Here is a 15216-nt window from a genome sequence, read left to right as displayed (position 1 = left end):
GAGCAGGAAAGAAAACTTTCGGATTTTGGGCGGGCGTTCCATAGCCAGCCGTTTCAGCCTCTGCAATTCCAGTTGCTTGAGATCATGGGAGAGCTGGCACTGGACACTCTGGCCTCAAACCGGGTCAATGCTCCCTCATAATTGCCGGTACGCATATCCGAGGTTGTGATGGCAAGTTCGTTTTTCATGGCTTTTCCTGCGTTCTTCTGATAATGCTCCAAAATGGAAAGCACATCACGGCTTGCTTTCAGCTCCTGCACCAGCGTAGACACAAAGCGGGGCAACTCGTATTCAATGTCCTGCCGCCTTGCGGTAATGAGCTTTTCCGCCTTGGTGCTTTCCGTAAAGTACACGGCAATCCCAATAATCACGAACACTGGCGACAGGATTGGCAGAAACAGCAGACATGGAACAACACCTAAAAAAATCAGTCCTGCCTTTACGATTGCCTGTGCCGCATATGCCTCGGCAGTCATAGGGATCTCAGCGGATTTGAGAATGGCAGTCAGCTTGCGTTTTTTATGTTCGTCCATAGGCAGGACTTTTGACAGTTTTACCGCCAGTTCCATAATAAAGGCGTCGGAATCCCGTGCCTGTTTTTTTGTCTTTTTGCCCATGCCGAGAATCGCCTTGGTCGCCTTATAGGTCGGTACGCTGAGAAGCTCCGCCATAATAAGATAAAGCCCTGCTGTCAGAAACAGGGCGAAGAAAATTAAAATCATACTGTGCATTGTACAGCGCCTCCTTATCGCTTGTATTCAATGGGGCGTGTGTGTTTCGCAACGGCCGCCACTGATACAAAAATCATTCCGGCGCAGATTGCCAGCAGTATCTTCCCAAAGTCCGTAAACATCAAGGTCTGATACCATTCCTGATTGAGAAAATACATCAGTGGAATGCTGCCTAAAAGGAGTACCACCATCGTGATATACTCCTTGACCGGCTCAAACAAAAGCAAATCCAATTCAGCCGATACCACACGCATATCCGACAGCTTGGCAACAATGGGCGGCAGAATGTTTTTCAAGTTGTAATCATCCTGACACGCTATCACCGCATCCACCCATTCATGGAAAACGCTGTTGTCAATTCCTGCTTTCAATCCCTCTAAGGCTTCCTTGGTATTGGAATTGATGAGCTTTGCCTGCAAGAGAAAGTTTCGGAACACCTCGGCCACCGGGGGATTTAGGTACGGCTGGTTTTCCTCAATGGCACGGATAATCGTGTTTTTACCCCGAAGGTAGCTGGTAGTAATGATGGACAGCGCCGTTTCCAGTTCGGTATTGATTTGCTTCTTATGCCTGCCTGCGGTCAGCTTCACGAAGTAGAACGGCAAGAGCGCAAACCCCACCGCCAGTACCGGCACAAGAAAGCTGTTTTTCATGGTGATGGCAATCATAGCCCCCACCACAAACAGAAACATGGACAAAATACAGAGTGCCGTAAATTGCCCGCTTTTTCCGGTGATACGCAAAATCTCCTTGGTTTCAATAAAAAGCAGTTTCAGTCCTTTGGGCTGCTTATTCTTCCTGCTCTTGGCAATCCTGCTTTTGAGTGTGGTGTTTCGGGGCCTCACATAAGTCGCAAGCCCCTCCAAAAAAGAAAAGGGCGATAACGAAAGCAGGATAAAGCTGCCCGTTACCGCCAGTAAAAACGCAATCGTTACAAGTATTGTCACTGTGTCAAACCTCCATTTCCTCTAAATCTTCCATCAAGTCCTCATAGCCTTTATACCTCGTCACGGTGTCGGACACTTCCTGCAAATCAGCCACCATATCCCGATGGGTTTCCGGCAGGCTTTGGGATGCAATCTCCTTTGCCATATCCGAAAAGCTGCCCAAGAAGCCCCAGCAGCTATCGGTTTCCTCTCCGTTTTCATAAAGCCGAAAGCCGTAGCACTGACCGGAAAGATAGTAGTCATAGCACTCCACCTCAGATTTCAAAAGTGCTTTTGCTTTGTCGTAGCTCTCCGACGTCAGGCTGCCATATTCCTTTTCAATATCCTCCGGCGTGGCGTAAATCCAGCCTACCTGACCGGAATCCCATTCGGCGTGCTGCGCCCTTCCGATAAAAGAGCTGACCGACATACTGAGCATAGAGTGGTCGTACAGGTTCAAGGGCAGAATGATGTTTTTCTCCGCAGCCAGCGTATAGAGGTCAGCGTTTGGCAGGGCGTCCACAAGGCTCTCAAAAATCTCCTGTTTATTCGCTTCCAAACTGCCCCCGACAGATGCCTCGTGATACCATTTCTTAAAATAGGTATCATAGCTGCTGATTTCCCAGTTTGCCGCCGAACGGCCATATTCCAGCTTTACCTTGTCTGTCTTGCCGGATTTCACATAGGCAATGAGGGTGTCAGGCGAAGCACTGTCACGCACCAGCTCCTTGAGAAAATCATTGGTGTTCTCGAAATTATGCTGATCCCCAAGGTTATACCGGCTGTGCCAGCAAATCATATGCCCGAAATTGTCGTAGTCGGTGCGGGGGTTCAGCGGTTCATCATCCATCATAATTTGCAGAAGATAGGGCTCTTTATAGGCTACCATACTCATCTAATGCACCTCCCTCACGCACTTAAAAGCCGCTGCTGTAATTTCAGCGGCATACCATTTTCTCTGAGCCGCTTGCACAGGCTCTCAGACGGTTCGTGAACCTTTTCATAGTGGCCGATGATTTTGGGCTTTCCATTTTCCGTGAGGGTATCGGTGATATTGAAGCGGTACAGGGTACGCATCACGGGCGCGCCCGCCTTTACACTCACACACTCGGCAATCTCCATCAGACGGCGGCTGTTGTCCTCCAGCTTCTTGGCAAAGGCCACCACGGGAAAGCCCCTTGTGGCAAGTCCCATCAAGGTAGCGTCATCCATGGAGCTGCTTTCTTTGCACAGCGCCGCCATGCGGTAATAGGTGTCCTCACAGCCGTTGGCGTGAATGGTAGTTAGGGAGGTATGGCCGGTGTTTGCCGCTTTAATGGCTTGCAGGCTTTCCTCGCTTTTCATCTCTGCCACCACAAGAAAATCAGGGTGCATGGTAAGGGCAAGCTCCAAGAGCTTCACCATAGACACCACCTGTTTGGGATCATCGGACTCCTTGGTAATGAAGTGAATGACATTATTCAGGACCCTGCCCAATTCATCACGCTTTACGCTGTCAAACTCACGGCATCCTTTTTCAATGGTAATAAGCCGCTTATCGTTGGGTATCTGATCGAGTATCCAGCTCATCAGCGTCGTTTTGCCGGAGGAAGTCGCCCCGGTCATGCACATGGAAACGCCATAATTAAAAAACACCGAAAGCATATCCAGCATTTCGACGGTGGCAGTTCCATAGCTGACAAATTCCTCTTTTTTGAGCTTTCGGGGGTTGACGATACGGATAGACACGGACAGCCCCTTGTCCTCGTCCACAATGCCGGGGGATGTGGCGGTAATACGGATTTTATTGGAAAGATGGCCAATCACATAGGGCTTGGCATTATCCAGTATCATGCCGGACTTGTGCAGCATACGCTTGATGACATCAAGGGCGTGCTGGGGTGAGGTAAAGGACTCCTTGGTGGGGAGTACCTCGCCGCTTGCATAGATGACCTTCACATCGTCCCATTGGTTGATATTCACTTCCTCTACATCATCACGATAGAGGTACTTAGAGAGAAAGGAAAAGCCGGTCATTTCTCCATACAGGAGTTCGGCAAGCTCCTCCGGTTCCGTGCCGTCCACGCCGAGCTGCTTTTCCTCAAGATACTTGCGGATGTAGCTGCCGATCAGCGTCCGGCTCTGCTCCGGGTCATCTTTTAACTGGTCTGCATAGTTCTTGGTGATGTACTCCTGCACATCCTTCAAGACCTCGGCAAAGGGGCGCAGGCGGATTTCTCCGCCCATCAATCCCACATTGTTATGAATATTTAAGACATTTTGCAATTTATGTCCTCCCTTCGATTCAGGATGATTTCATATAAATGTTTCGGGCAGACCGGAGCCTTATCGGTTCTCGGTCTGCCCGGTTGGTTCCAGCTCCCGCCTTTATTGGTGTAGCAATAGGAAAATCCGCTTGCCACAAGGCTTTTTCCGGTTTCTCCATCTAAAATATAAGTGATGAGCCTGCCATAACCCAATGCCCTCGCCGCACGGCGGCAGGCTCCGTACAGCTTGGAACAGGCATTGCGTGTTCCGTCCGTACAAAGCCGCAGAACCTCCACGGTCATGTGCTGGTCAATACGGCGTGATCGAGGTCTGCCTACAATGGCAACACCGCAGAGCCTGCCATTTTCATAGCAGGCAAGAGAAAAGCGGTGTCCTCTTACGGCTTTATGGTGGCGGTGGTGCTGCGTCACATAGGCATTGGCGTCCTTTAGCTCTATATGCCCGGTGGAGAGCATCAAAACTCCCCCCGGCCTTTGGCGAAAGGCAATCGAAACACCGCCTTGCTCTTTGCCTTTTTCGGGGATTCCGGTGCCGGGACAGCTTCAGATGTGACCTTGGGTTTGGATTTCTCCGGCTGTATCCCCAAAATGCGCCCGATTGCCGCAGAATACCCTGCACTTTCCGTCTGTGTCAGTGGCATCAGCAGGGCAAGTTCGTCAAACTGCTGTTCCAGTTCAGGTGCATAGGGCAGCACAAAATCCGCGCCGCCGAGCTGTTGTGCCGCAGCCTCCCAATCCTGTCCTGTTTTGAGATTTCCGATAACGGTGCTATGGGTATCCTTACGGAACCGGCTGTCCGCCAGCATGGGATTGTGGGTCAGATAATAGGAAACACCTTTCAGATTGGCGGTTCCCAGCTTTAGCACCCTGTCCGCCAGTTCAATGGCTACGATGGATGCCGGGTCTGCTTCAAAGGTTGATGTGCAGTCAATGATGATGTAATCTGCCAGATATCGGAGCAGGACAAAAACCTCCACTGCTTTTTCCCTTGTGATCTGCGGATAGTGCATCAGGCTTTCTCCTGCACAATACCCCAGCAAACTGATATAATCACTTTTTTCCGTAGGCACACAGGCGTTCAGGATAGTGGTCTGTGTAAGCGCAGGAGCCGTCAAAAGGCTTCCCAGCGAGGTATCATGGGTCACATGGGCGGGAAGTACGGCAGGGATCACCGGCGTAAAGGGGTCGCAAAATACCACAATCACATTCTTCTTCGCCGCCGAAAGCGCAAGGGCAAGCTTGAGGGCAGCGGTGGTTTTACCGCTGCCCTGACTGCCCATGACGGCAATTACTTTGCTTTCTTCCATGGTTTTGGCCTCCTTTTCTTAATCCTGTGTATCTGGAATATTGCCGTTTGCAGACACCCCCCCGGCCACACTGTCGGGAGCCGGTGCCCCGGTGCTGTCATTATTTTCGGTTTCATAGGTTAAGCCCTCGCTTTTTACAGGATACAGGGCCTCCAACAGCTTGGCTTGCTCGGTCAAAAACTTCTGTGCGTTTTCAGCACCGCCACGGTAGACCAGGGCGGCATGAAGTTTTCCCGTCTGCTCAAGCTCCGCAAGAAGCCTTGCCTGCTGCGGTGTTGCAAGAACGGTGATGGTGCTGGCAAGCTCGGTGTCCTCGCTGCCCTTGGACTGTTCCTGAATATTGCGGTCGTTGCCGCTGCTGTCGGTAGTGGCAATAATCTCTACATATTGCAGTTCGTCGGGAATAAGGGTTTTTCGGGCCTCGCCTACATCACTGGCAATCAGGGAAACAATGTCCCCACGCTCCAGTTTGCCGGACAAACCGGATGCAAAGCTCTTGATGGTAACGGAAATGGCTCTGTTCGTGCCGTCCAGTCCACTGAGATATTCATTTTTGAGCATGGGGGTATCCGAGAGCTTGCTTTTCAGAATATTATCGCCTTTGTAAAGGTCGGCATTGGCGTACTTGCCGATGACATCCTCTTTTTGATAGATCACATCAGAGGGCAGATTATAGCCGCCGGTTTCCACGGTGGTAATCATGCCTGCCGTAATTTCATCGCCCTTTTTGATTTCAGTGGTGACACGCACCAGCTCCACCTTGGATTTAAGGGCGTCATTGAACATGGGCGTCAATCCAAAGCAAATGATGAGGGCTGTGATAATGCACAGCAGCCCCACCACAATTCTGTTTTTGAGTAAATCTTTCATATTGGTTTATCCTCCATATCGTTTTTAAGTTGGGAAAAGGGTCAGAAATGCCCCGAAAGCAAGAAAGGGTGCAAGGGGCAGGCTTTTTTGCTCCCTGCAAAATGCACGGTTCCAAAGCAGGGCGATTGCAAGCCCCCATATCATCATCCAGATACCGCCTGTTACGCCGAGGGAAAAGCCGCTGGCAGCCATGAGCTTTACATCACCGCCGCCAATTTTTTCCGTTTTCAGTGCGGCAATTAGGAATGGCAAGGGGACGATTAAAAACCCCAAAAGCGCAGGCAGGGGCTGAAAGTGAATCAGCCCTGCCATGGCAATCATCAAATGCAGACAGTCGGGGATTTCATAGGTCATAAGGTCAAAGACCCCGGCCACCATCAGAACCTGACACAGCAGGACACAGTGCAGAGCCGTTGGGGTAAATCCGTACAAGCAGAGAAAAACCGCCGTCACAGTCATACTGAGAACGGCGGTTTTCGGTGCGGATTGCTTTAATATTCTGCTGATGGCCATGTCGCACAGGCTTCCTGCAAACAGGGCAAGGAGCAGACAAGCAAGAAATGGTGAGAGCCGTTCTTCAAATGCCATATCATCCCTCCATTTCTTTGACTTGCTGAATAGCTTCCCGTATATCAAGGCCGTCGATTTCATCACCAAGGCACACCCAGCCGTCATACTGCTGTCTGGCGAACAGCTCCGCACGGGGAACATCCCCCATGAGCTGCTCAATACGGCGGCGCACCTCATCCGGTTTCTTGCTATGGTATTCCACCGGCGTATCTACAATGCAGTGGACCGCTTTGGATAGGCGCTTTGGTCTGCCTTTTGATGCGATCAGGCACAGTTCGGGGTTGGCTCTCGTCCAAAAGCCAAGTCCCCAAAACCATTTTTTCTGCTGTTTTTTGCACCGCTTGACCCAGCAAAAGCCGAGGGTCTTATAAGTAAACCCCCAACGCTCAATGGCTTTCAGCCCCTCCAGCAGACAAGGGAATGTCACCCACAGAAACAGCACACAGTCCTTATCTGCAATCCCTGCCACATCAAGGTTAAAAATGTCCTCGGCGCTCATGGTATGGTAATGGTTTTCAGCGCTTCGCCCCTGTCCTTTTTTGGAATATACTTTGTAAGACCACGGAGGGTCTACATAAAGAACAGAAAACCTCATAGGCAGCCACCCGTCAGGCGCGCCCCAATCTCATAGACAATATTGACCGTAACGGCATTTCCGGCCTGCCGGTAAAGCTGGGCGTCGCTAATGCCTGCCGCTTTTGCACGTTCAAACAGGTAGTCCTCAAAGGCTTGCAGCCTCCAGCACTCTCTCGGCGTCAGCCTGCGGATACGGCAGCATAGGAGAACGCCCATGCTCCCGCCTGTCATCAGGGTTTGGGAACACTGGCGGCCGACACGCCCTCTGCTCCTATTGCTGTTGGGATAGGCCAGATTGATTCCATCGCCGGGGTATGCCATCGTGCAGCCGTCTTTTTTGTCCTCTCTGATAGGCAGACCCTCTTTCCAGCCTTCACAGCAGCACAGCAGGATGCCGTGCTGATCCTGCGTTGTCAGTGTAAAGCTGGGTTCTCCCGGCTCTTTGAACCGTCTGCCGTTCTGCCGCTTTTCCATGCGGTCGGGAGTGATAACTGCCATCACGCAGTCCGGGTGTCCGTGGCATAAAAAGACACCGGAGGTTTCCCCCCGGTGGTTGCCAATGCCTGAATATTGCCTTGCCCGGATACACCGGGCGTTTTGCGTCAGCTCCGCATCCTCATTCATATCAATAAAAGCGGCACAAGTCTGGATTTGTGCAGGAACGGCGACCTTTAATCCCTCTCCCTTATTCGTCGTGAGTGTTGGTGAAAGGCCGTGCGTACCGTATACGTTTCCATTCATACCATTGCCGCTCGGATTGGTATTGCCCAAGCAGACAATACCCCCCGTATGATCGCTCTGCTTGATATCTTGATTGAAGGCGGTGAACGCCGCACAGGGTGCAATCTCTGACAGCACAGCATTTTGATCCTGATTGCGGTTTAGACCACGGGTGTCGCTGGCGGTCAGGGTATGGGCCTGATTGATAGCCCCGATAATTCCTTCTTTGCGGTTGACGGACACGGCATAAAGCCCTGTACGTCCGGCAAAACCGCCGCCCTCCGCTGTCAGAGTCACGGAAACACCGTTTATGTCGTAGACCCGTTTTCCTTGGCTTCCGCCGATAAGCTGCTTAACAGGCGCCGTGTTTGCTCCGCCGATAGGAAATACCTTTCGTCCACGGATTCCTCCAAAATGTCCAACAAGGTACACTCGCTCCCTGTGCTGGGGAACGCCGAAATGCTTTGAATTGACGGCCTGCCATTCGCAGTCATACCCAGCTTCCCATAGTTCAGCGAGAACGGTGGTAAATGCCCCGCCATTCTCGCTTGACAGCAGATGCTTAACATTCTCAACGATAAGCCGCTGGGGTCGATTTTCGGGACTCGCGCTTTTGAGCAGGCCAACGACTGTAAAAAACAGTCCGCTTCGGCTTCCTCTAAGACCTTCCATGCGTCCTGCGATGGAAATGTCAGTGCAAGGAAATCCAAAAGTCCAGATTTCAGCTTTTGGAATTTCTCCTGCTCGGATTTGTTTAATGTCTTTGGCGTACCATTCGCCTGTGCAGTTTTTCCCATCACAGTTTTTTCTCACCTCCGGTTTACACATCATAGAAAAATTAGAGCCTGCATTTTCCCGATAAGGACAAGGTGCAAGCTCGTACATTGCCATATAGCTTTTATTTGCGTATTTATCAATTTCGACATGACCGATACAGGTATGTCCGCTTCTTTCGAGACCTCTACGGAATCCGCCGATTCCTGCAAAAAGGTCAAGAAACGTCAAAATGCTTCCTCCTATCTCATACCCCATTCGTCCTGCATACGGTAGGGATAAATCTGCTGGCTGCGCCGGAACCGGAGCATATCCCCGACTTGGTCAACCACGCTTTGATTGTTCTGGTCTTTGGTACACATCATCACCGAGCCGAAAATGCCGGATAAGACTGCCACTACGGTCAGCGCCACATTCCCGGCAATCAGCCAAAGGAGCGCTGCAACCGCACCGCCAAATAGGGAGCCGACAACACTCTGCAAAAGCTCCCGCCTGCCAAACCCGTTAAACAGCTCGTTTTCGGCCTTTACTCCGGTGGGAATGTACAGATTGATATCGTTTAACACATAGAGAACCTCCTTCACGAAAAATTTATTTATAAAAACAGCACTCTCAAAGTCAAAAATGCTTTGAGAGTGCTGTGAGGGTATAAGTTAGTCTATCACTTCTTCGACATTAAAAAGTAAGGCTTTAATCTTCCGTTGTAATTCCAAGTTTGCGTTTGTTTGCAATTCCCCGCAGAATAAATCAATTATCTTTTTTAACGTATCACATGACGATATTCGATCTATATCGCTGGGGGGAATGCTTGTTTGCACTGACTGAAATACACGCCCATTGTTAATTGTGCCAGCAAGAGCCGGTGATAGTTCGAGTAACAGTCGTGTGAACTTTGCCAACGCTTTACTAGGAACATCAAGTTGTACTGGGGACTCAATTTTTATTTCGAGAACCTTCTGCTCAACGCTAAATGTTAGACTTTTTTTGTTGCGGACTGTTTTCAACGCATGGTACTTGTCGATTGCTTTCTGGATTTCTGATTTGATAGTTCTTAAATCAAACTCCTCTCTTTTTTTGTCATTTGCAATTTCTAGTTTCACAATATAGTTGTACATACTTCAATCTTCCTCCTTTGACGAACAAATTTATTTTTGTTTGCTATGTTTATATTACCTGACATTATTGCCTTTGTCAACACAAAGTTTTATTTGTTTGTCAAGTTATATTTTGTTCGGAAAAAGATGAGTTGTACCTATATATTGTAATAGTAGAACACAATCTCTTTGATCTGCCAGATACACTCGGCAATCACATAGAAAACTACGATGTTTTTCGCCCGCTTCTTATACCGCGCCTGTTCTTCCTCTGCCGATTGCAGGCAGATCATGCAGTAAATAAAGCGGAACACCGCACCCAAGCGGATAAGGGAAATGACCGCCGTGGAAATATCGTCGAGGGTTATCATTTCATCACCGCCTTTACTTGACCATACCCTTTGCCATACCCACAAGGCGGACGGAATGATACATATTGTTAATGACACCTGCGCCGCCTCCGCCGGTGGGAACCATAAACTCACTGAGGAAACGAGGGGTCTTGATGGCAAGCACGATGCAGGCAATGCCCCAAAAGATATTCATTATGCTTACATTCATCATCATGCCGACACCCAACTTGCAAAGGCATATTTGCACTACCACCGCAAAGGTGGTCTGAAAGAATTTGTTGATATAGGTCTTGAAAATGCCCTTGTCGCTGTCCAGTAAGCCGACACAGGCAAGAGGCAGGCCAATGCGCAGAATCATAATTTCCAGCCCTCTCATCAGGAATTGGAAATACAGCACAAAGTAGCATATCACGAAAACCAACCCGAAAATGGCTGTCACCAGTCCGAGTGAGCTAATCCCGTTTACCCAAGCCTGCCAATCATAGCCTGTGCTTGCGCTGATTGCCGCCATCAGTTCATCCGTCAGGCTTTGCGTGATCTCGGCAAGCCAGCCGTACATGACCGGAAAGCAGACTGCCACGGCAATGGCCTGGATAAAACGAATGACCAAATAAACCGGTTCTGCGTCCGGGTCGCCGTCCGTCCACATGACATAGCATTCAAATCCCTTTTTCAGAAATTTGAGGATAATGAGGGACACGCCAAAGCCCAGCAGAATATCAAATAACACGCTCACCATACTGCCGCCGCCTACCGCCGTCATGTACTGGTCGGCGTTTAATGTCATGGGGACAAGACCGGAGAGCATTTCATCAATAAACGCCACGGCGCCATTTAGAATGGCCACAATCAGCAATACAAGAATTACTTCCAATTGAAAATCACCTCCTTGCCCTGCGGTAGATCCCGCAGGGCATAAATTCCATGCGGCTTACTCTGCTGGGACCGTTTCTCCCCCTTGGCTGTGATAAACCTCCAGCACGGTGTCTTTGATTTGACCATGCAGCTCCGGCGTGATGGGAAAGCAAATGTCCCGGTAATCCCCGGCATTGGTTTTCCTGCTGGGCATGAATACGCAGGGGCCTTTTTCGCATTCGACAATGCGCACCCCGGTAATCAAAAACTCATTATTTAAGCAGACCGTGGCAATGGCCTTGAGTCTGCATTCGTCACTCAAATGCGCAACGATTTTAGCAGTTACTTTCATCTTCAATTTCTCCTTTACCTTTATAAAAATCCCATGCCGCCGCATCATAACGGCAGCATGGGTCATTGTGGGTCTTACCCCCTGTAATTGAAAAGCTCTTTGACGCGCTCAACCAGCGTAGGCAGTACAGTGTCGTTGAACAGCATATAAAGCCCTGCCAGAAGGAGGGCGCCGATCACCACAGAAATCAAAATTTTCAGTGCCGTGTCCACAAAGCCCTCTCCGGACTGATGGGCAAGAACCTCACCGGATTTTGCTTTGAGCTGCTGGAGCTTCCAAACGACCGCCATGGCGGTGTCTTTTGCCTTTTCCTTCACATCGTTTACCTTAGAAATGACCTTGTTCATAAAGTTTTTCATCGTGTTTGATCTCCTTTTCATTGATAGATTTTGAGTTATGATAGCGCCGGGAGAGGTTTCCCTGGCTTATACCGAAGGGTTCATCGGCTTACTGGTAGTAGCCGATGATGATATTGAGGGTGGCGCTGCCCAGCACCGCACCGATACAGGACACAATCGCAACCACAATGCGGTTGTTCCATTTTTTCTGATCCATCTCGTCCGCTGCGCTTCGCCTGATACAGAAATAGATAATGAGCAGACCCGCCACCACGGGAGCCAGAATCATCAGCCATGTAGTGGCATCCTGAATGAGCTTTTCCGTACCCTTGGCTATCTGGCTGTCGCCAATCCCAGCGGCATAGGCAACTGTGCTGTTTTGGAGTAAAAGAAAAGCGGTGAGCGCTACCGCACTCACCGCCTTACCTTTGGCTCTGATTTTTTTAATCATCTGTTCCATCTTCATTTTCATTGTGTTTGGAACCTCCTTTCCGAACCCCTTTTTCTGAAAAAATAGCACCCATCTGAGAAGCAAAAGCCTGTGACTTCTGCTGGGCTTCTTTCATCTGCAAGTCCTTGGCGTAATACACCCAAATGTTCCACAGGGGAATATCGCCTGTCATGTCAGATAGCACCGGCCGGGCTGCTTCTCTTGCTTCCCGAACCAGACGGTTATGCTCCTTACCGCCCAATCCGCACATCTGATTAAAATACCACTCCGACAGGTCGGGAGCGTTCATCATAGCCGGATGGGAACGGCTGATGACGATTTGTGCCGGTCGCTGGATTCTACGGATTTCGTCCGTTGTCAAAAGCTCCCTTGCCACAAGGCTGATGCTGTGGGAGCTGGATGGGTTGACATACCTCCCGTGCTGGCTGGAAAGCTGATAGGCGCTGGTGGTGTACTTGCCCAGCTTGTCGCACACCTCCTGCAAGGTTTCCTTATCGTCCGCTTGCAGATAAATCCATGTCTGGCAGTTGGATTTAACAATAGCCGCCGTTTCTTTGTCGTATTTTAGGGAAAGTTGTTCAAAGGATTGCAGATAGAGGTTAAATCTGCACCCGCGCCCCCCCGCTACTGTCAATTTATTGGGGAAATCATTCAATTTTGTGAAATTTCCGAATTCATCAAGCACAAAATTGACCCGGCGCTCCAGCCTGCCGCCCCGCTGATCGGATTGACGGACCAGCAACTCATAGAGCTGGGATACCATCAGACTGGCGATGGGGTAATAGGTGGTTTTTTCATCCGGTAAAATCATAAACAGAGCCTGTTTTTTCTGTCCGATCTCCGATATGTTATAGTCGCTCTTATGGGTAACGGAATAAACCGAACGACTGGTAAACAGGCGCAGGGTAGTCAGGGCCGAGGTATCGAAGCTGCCCTTAGTGCGGCTTGGCGCAACCTCGGCAATGGACATGAGCGCCCGTGCCGGGTGGCTGCTGGGCAGCTTCTTCATGTACTCGCTCATAGGTGTCTTGCCGCCCACGGACTTGCTCATTTCCGCAATAAACCAGTACACATTGGTCAGGTTCTGATACTCCGGCCGCTTTTTGTTGTCCACTACCACGCAGAGAATCGCCGCTGCTATGGTGGATTTCTCACCGTTTTCCCAAATCTTTTCGTTGGAAACATCATCTCCCACAAGGATATTGGTAATATCCCACGCATACATTTCCGCCCGTTCCAAATCCCCTTTGTTTACCGCGTCGATAACCGGCTGAAGGAGATTGTAACGGGTGCTTTTTTCCGGGTTCTTAAAATCCAGACAGATTACCTCATAGCCCAGCTTTTTAAGAAATACAGATGTGTAGTGGAACAACTCGGCCTTGGGGTCACTGATGACAAGGCTTTCCCCGGCAAGCCCCAGCAGGCAGATGGACTGGATGACAAGGCACCGGGTCTTGCCGGAACGGGTGGCGCCGATGGTCAGGGTATGGGTATCATCTGGAATGTAGTAAAGCCGTTCGGACGGCTCTCCAAGCTCTTTCGCTCTGATTTTCTCCGTGCCTACCACGATGCCGCCCTCATCAAACAGCTTGTAGGGGTCTGCTTTTTCTTTCTCCGGTTCCGGTTTATCCTGCTGGGCGACCGGGGTATCCTGCGGCTGTGCTTTGGTTAAATGCGCAGCCGCAAGGTCATAATCCACCGTTTCAAAGTCCTCATCCTGTATCAAGTCCTCCTTTTCTTCCTTTGGATTTATAGGAACAGGCAGTGCGGCGGGCTCGTCCTGTGCCGCCGTACCTTGCCCGGTTTCCACTTGCTCTAAGAGCATACCTTTATTTTCGCTTTTCTTTACAAAGGGCAGATCATCAAATCCTGTGTCCAGCAGCTCGTGAATAATGGGATTTGCCGGATGGATGATCTGTGTTCCAAACACCTTACCTTTTTCTTCTTCCCGCAGCCACCGGGCCGAACCGTGCTGATACTGTCCTACCGGGGCAGGGGTAAAAATGTCCTCGGCTACCCGCACAAGCTCGCTTTGGTAGGGGCGGTTGTTCTGCACCCAAAACAGGACACAGCATAGGCACAGAAATCCCTCAAAGGATAAGAACAGCAAAAGCTGCTGGCGCTGGGTGAACAGCCCTGCAACACAATCCCATAACGGGAGTAAAGTCAAGGTACGGACCCGATGCGACAGCAGCCCATGCAGAGCCGCAGTAAAGAACAGGTTGAAAATTGTGCCAAGGCCGATGATGATAGAGCCTAAAATGAGCTTTTCCTTTTTTTTCATCGGCAAAGCTCCCCCTCCGGCTCTGCGGCTGACTGCAATGCAGCATCAAATTCTGGATAAGCCTGCCTGATACAGTTCATCGTTTCAGGCGTAGGAGCGCCCCAAACATCGCCGCGTCCAACCGCCATGCGATCCCCATCCACGGGATGTGTTAGATGAATGGTGTCGCTATGGACATAATCCGGGCGGCAGCCGGGGCCATGGGTAACAGTCCATATCTGGTTGCGGGGCGTCCGATACTCCGGCTTTAGATGTTCATGCCGAAGTATCACAAACTGCCCCTCGTAATTTTCCCGTCTGCTTTCAGGGCTACAGTTAACCGAAGTCAAAAGCCTGTTTTCATCGGCACTGACTGGATAATAAGCCGGATCATGGGGGTGGCTCACGAAAAATATCGGTATTTTATGCTCCAGAGCAAATGCCACCTCACCCTGCATCCCTTGGCTGAATTCAGTTCCCATGACCCAAAGTTCATCGGACTTTTCCAGCAGGGCAAGACCAAGCTGCAAGCCTTTTTCACGCTGTTCAGGAATGGTATCGTTGCACCATTGGCTGAAAATGATGTGAGGGGCAAGGGGAAGGACACCCTGCTCCCCGGCAAGGCGGCAGTATTCCACAGCATTTTTTATATTGGTGTTATAGTCCCCACGCAGGGGACTTGCGATATACACCATGTTCAAGTTGTTCACCTCCTGAAAACAAAAAAATGTCCCCTGCACCATCAAGGCGGCGCAGGGGGGCGGTTGCG

Annotated in this window: 19 protein-coding genes; all 19 read right to left on the bottom strand. The window is 50.3% G+C overall.

What is annotated here, in order from left to right:
• Positions 1-53 precede the first annotated feature (53 nt).
• The 19 genes from ACHZES_RS24540 to ACHZES_RS24450 all read right to left on the bottom strand — a co-directional run bounded on the left by ACHZES_RS24540 (position 54) and on the right by ACHZES_RS24450 (position 15142).
• Positions 54-731 (bottom strand): secretion protein F, encoded by a 678-nt coding sequence (locus tag ACHZES_RS24540; protein ID WP_395547478.1) that lies wholly within the window; start codon positions 729-731, stop codon positions 54-56.
• A 14-nt stretch (positions 732-745) separates the two neighbouring features.
• On the bottom strand, positions 746-1678 hold the full coding sequence (locus ACHZES_RS24535) for a type II secretion system F family protein (protein WP_395547479.1): 933 nt from the start codon (positions 1676-1678) through the stop codon (positions 746-748).
• Positions 1679-1682: 4 nt separating this feature from the next.
• Positions 1683-2552 (bottom strand): hypothetical protein, encoded by an 870-nt coding sequence (locus tag ACHZES_RS24530; RefSeq protein WP_395547480.1) that lies wholly within the window; start codon positions 2550-2552, stop codon positions 1683-1685.
• A gap of 14 nt (positions 2553-2566) precedes the next feature.
• Positions 2567-3922: an ATPase, T2SS/T4P/T4SS family gene (locus ACHZES_RS24525; protein ID WP_395547481.1), complete on the bottom strand. Its 1356-nt coding sequence runs from the start codon at positions 3920-3922 to the stop codon at positions 2567-2569.
• On the bottom strand, positions 3907-4380 hold the full coding sequence (locus ACHZES_RS24520) for an XF1762 family protein (RefSeq protein WP_395547482.1): 474 nt from the start codon (positions 4378-4380) through the stop codon (positions 3907-3909). Before ACHZES_RS24520 ends, ACHZES_RS24525 begins: the two co-directional genes overlap by 16 nt.
• Complete coding sequence (locus tag ACHZES_RS24515; RefSeq protein WP_395547483.1) at positions 4380-5231, bottom strand: hypothetical protein; 852 nt, start codon at positions 5229-5231, stop codon at positions 4380-4382. The genes ACHZES_RS24520 and ACHZES_RS24515 overlap by 1 nt, the downstream gene beginning before the upstream one ends.
• 18 nt (positions 5232-5249) lie before the next feature.
• Positions 5250-6101: a Flp pilus assembly protein CpaB gene (locus ACHZES_RS24510; protein WP_395547484.1), complete on the bottom strand. Its 852-nt coding sequence runs from the start codon at positions 6099-6101 to the stop codon at positions 5250-5252.
• Positions 6102-6125: 24 nt separating this feature from the next.
• Positions 6126-6689, bottom strand: coding sequence for a prepilin peptidase (locus tag ACHZES_RS24505; RefSeq protein WP_395547485.1), 564 nt, complete (start codon positions 6687-6689; stop codon positions 6126-6128).
• Between the two features lies 1 nt (position 6690).
• A complete protein-coding gene (locus ACHZES_RS24500; protein ID WP_395547486.1) occupies positions 6691-7266 on the bottom strand; it encodes an MT-A70 family methyltransferase in 576 nt (191 codons plus the stop codon).
• Complete coding sequence (dcm, locus tag ACHZES_RS24495; RefSeq protein ID WP_404820293.1) at positions 7263-8999, bottom strand: DNA (cytosine-5-)-methyltransferase; 1737 nt, start codon at positions 8997-8999, stop codon at positions 7263-7265. The genes ACHZES_RS24500 and dcm overlap by 4 nt, the downstream gene beginning before the upstream one ends.
• Complete coding sequence (locus ACHZES_RS24490) at positions 8984-9307, bottom strand: hypothetical protein (protein ID WP_395547488.1); 324 nt, start codon at positions 9305-9307, stop codon at positions 8984-8986. Before ACHZES_RS24490 ends, dcm begins: the two co-directional genes overlap by 16 nt.
• An 87-nt stretch (positions 9308-9394) precedes the next feature.
• Positions 9395-9856: a hypothetical protein gene (locus tag ACHZES_RS24485; protein WP_013274137.1), complete on the bottom strand. Its 462-nt coding sequence runs from the start codon at positions 9854-9856 to the stop codon at positions 9395-9397.
• Positions 9857-9993: 137 nt separating this feature from the next.
• Positions 9994-10206, bottom strand: a complete 213-nt coding sequence (locus tag ACHZES_RS24480) for a mercury transporter (RefSeq protein WP_395547489.1) — start codon at positions 10204-10206, stop codon at positions 9994-9996.
• Positions 10207-10219: 13 nt separating this feature from the next.
• Entirely contained in the window at positions 10220-11062 is an 843-nt protein-coding gene (locus ACHZES_RS24475; protein ID WP_395547490.1) for a conjugal transfer protein TrbL family protein, read from the bottom strand.
• Positions 11063-11119: 57 nt separating this feature from the next.
• Entirely contained in the window at positions 11120-11461 is a 342-nt protein-coding gene (locus ACHZES_RS24470) for a SpoVG family protein (protein WP_395547491.1), read from the bottom strand.
• Between the two features lie 8 nt (positions 11462-11469).
• Positions 11470-11685: a DUF6133 family protein gene (locus ACHZES_RS24465; RefSeq protein WP_395547692.1), complete on the bottom strand. Its 216-nt coding sequence runs from the start codon at positions 11683-11685 to the stop codon at positions 11470-11472.
• Between the two features lie 157 nt (positions 11686-11842).
• Positions 11843-12205, bottom strand: a complete 363-nt coding sequence (locus ACHZES_RS24460) for an Mbov_0395 family pilin-like conjugal transfer protein (protein WP_395547492.1) — start codon at positions 12203-12205, stop codon at positions 11843-11845.
• Positions 12177-14468 (bottom strand): VirD4-like conjugal transfer protein, CD1115 family, encoded by a 2292-nt coding sequence (locus ACHZES_RS24455; protein WP_395547493.1) that lies wholly within the window; start codon positions 14466-14468, stop codon positions 12177-12179. The genes ACHZES_RS24460 and ACHZES_RS24455 overlap by 29 nt, the downstream gene beginning before the upstream one ends.
• Entirely contained in the window at positions 14465-15142 is a 678-nt protein-coding gene (locus ACHZES_RS24450) for a hypothetical protein (protein WP_395547693.1), read from the bottom strand. The genes ACHZES_RS24455 and ACHZES_RS24450 overlap by 4 nt, the downstream gene beginning before the upstream one ends.
• Positions 15143-15216 lie beyond the last annotated feature (74 nt).

This window comes from Lacrimispora sanguinis, from assembly GCF_044987295.1.
Classification (GTDB): Bacteria; Bacillota; Clostridia; order Lachnospirales; family Lachnospiraceae; genus Lacrimispora; species Lacrimispora celerecrescens_B.
The sequence above is the reverse complement of the archived record's forward strand: the minus strand, read 5'-3'. Positions and strand labels throughout refer to the sequence as shown.

Excerpts from the sequence above, each read along its gene's own strand:
- ACHZES_RS24500 (WP_395547486.1), bottom strand. The coding sequence starts at position 7,266 with ATGAGGTTTTCTGTTCTTTATGTAGACCCTCCGTGGTCTTACAAAGTA.
- ACHZES_RS24510 (WP_395547484.1), bottom strand. The coding sequence starts at position 6,101 with ATGAAAGATTTACTCAAAAACAGAATTGTGGTGGGGCTGCTGTGCATT.
- ACHZES_RS24515 (WP_395547483.1), bottom strand. The coding sequence starts at position 5,231 with ATGGAAGAAAGCAAAGTAATTGCCGTCATGGGCAGTCAGGGCAGCGGT.
- dcm (WP_404820293.1), bottom strand. The coding sequence starts at position 8,999 with ATGGGGTATGAGATAGGAGGAAGCATTTTGACGTTTCTTGACCTTTTT.
- ACHZES_RS24450 (WP_395547693.1), bottom strand. The coding sequence starts at position 15,142 with ATGGTGTATATCGCAAGTCCCCTGCGTGGGGACTATAACACCAATATA.
- ACHZES_RS24540 (WP_395547478.1), bottom strand. The coding sequence starts at position 731 with ATGCACAGTATGATTTTAATTTTCTTCGCCCTGTTTCTGACAGCAGGG.
- ACHZES_RS24505 (WP_395547485.1), bottom strand. The coding sequence starts at position 6,689 with ATGGCATTTGAAGAACGGCTCTCACCATTTCTTGCTTGTCTGCTCCTT.
- ACHZES_RS24480 (WP_395547489.1), bottom strand. The coding sequence starts at position 10,206 with ATGATAACCCTCGACGATATTTCCACGGCGGTCATTTCCCTTATCCGC.
- ACHZES_RS24530 (WP_395547480.1), bottom strand. The coding sequence starts at position 2,552 with ATGAGTATGGTAGCCTATAAAGAGCCCTATCTTCTGCAAATTATGATG.
- ACHZES_RS24520 (WP_395547482.1), bottom strand. The coding sequence starts at position 4,380 with ATGCTCTCCACCGGGCATATAGAGCTAAAGGACGCCAATGCCTATGTG.
- ACHZES_RS24465 (WP_395547692.1), bottom strand. The coding sequence starts at position 11,685 with ATGGCGGTCGTTTGGAAGCTCCAGCAGCTCAAAGCAAAATCCGGTGAG.
- ACHZES_RS24460 (WP_395547492.1), bottom strand. The coding sequence starts at position 12,205 with ATGAAAATGAAGATGGAACAGATGATTAAAAAAATCAGAGCCAAAGGT.
- ACHZES_RS24485 (WP_013274137.1), bottom strand. The coding sequence starts at position 9,856 with ATGTACAACTATATTGTGAAACTAGAAATTGCAAATGACAAAAAAAGA.
- ACHZES_RS24455 (WP_395547493.1), bottom strand. The coding sequence starts at position 14,468 with ATGAAAAAAAAGGAAAAGCTCATTTTAGGCTCTATCATCATCGGCCTT.
- ACHZES_RS24470 (WP_395547491.1), bottom strand. The coding sequence starts at position 11,461 with ATGACCCATGCTGCCGTTATGATGCGGCGGCATGGGATTTTTATAAAG.